Genomic DNA, 1,005 nt, shown 5'->3' with positions numbered 1-1,005 from the left:
CTTCCAGATCTACAAAGACACCACCTTTTCCATGATGCGCGAGGCGCAGCGCCGCGGCCACCGCATTGCCGCTTGCCAGCCGCAGGATGTGATGTGGGAGCGCGGCGGCCTGGTGCAGGGCCATGTGCGCGACATCACGCTGACCGGAAGGGAAGAGGCCTGGTTCACCGTAGAACAAGAGCGCGCCGCTGCACTGGCGTCGTTCGACGCGGTGCTGATGCGCAAGGACCCCCCGTTTGATAGCGAGTATTTCTATGCCACGCACCTGCTCGAACAAGCCGAGCGCGACGGTGCACGGGTCTTCAACCGGCCGCGCGCCCTGCGCGACCACCCGGAAAAGCTCGCCATCATGGAGTTCCCGCAGTTCATTGGCCCCACGCTGGTCACACGCGACGCGCGCGACATCCAGCGTTTTCATGCCGAGCACCGCGACATCATCCTGAAACCACTCGATGGCATGGGCGGCATGGGCATCTTTCGCGTGGGGCCCGATGGCCTGAACCTCGGCAGCATCACCGAAACACTCAACCGGGGCGGTACGCAAAGCCTGATGGTGCAGAAATTCCTGCCGGAGATCGTGGACGGTGACAAGCGCGTCCTGGTCATTGGCGGCAAGCCAGTCCCCTATTGCCTGGCGCGCATTCCCCAGGGCAGCGAAGTGCGCGGCAACCTGGCGGCGGGCGGCAAGGGGGTGGCGCGGCCCCTGTCGGCACGCGACATGGAGATCGCCAACGCCCTCGGCCCTGTCCTCCAAGAGCGCGGCTTGCTGCTGGCGGGGGTGGATGTGATTGGCGACTGCGTCACCGAGATCAACGTCACCAGCCCCACCTGCTTCCAGGAGATCCAGCAGCAGACCGGATGCGATGTGCCTGCGTTGTTCATGGATGCGCTCGAAGCGGCAGTGGGCACAAAAAACCTCGAAACTCTTGCCCGCTCCTCCAAACCGGTGCTATAGTCGAGGGCTTCGCTGCACGGAAGCCTCCTTCAAAGAGGGTCTGTGCCAGC

Annotated in this window: 1 protein-coding gene; it reads left to right on the top strand. The window is 64.2% G+C overall.

From position 1 onward, the window contains the following. Window positions 1-955, top strand: a 955-nt coding sequence (gene gshB / locus B2J89_RS15435; RefSeq protein ID WP_169169931.1) for a glutathione synthase, incomplete at its 5' end; no start/stop codon positions are given. Between the last annotated feature and the right edge of the window lie 50 nt (window positions 956-1,005).

Source organism: Acidovorax sp. SRB_24 (genome assembly GCF_012931925.1).
Note: the sequence above shows the minus strand (reverse complement) of the source record. Positions and strands in the feature narration are given on the sequence as shown.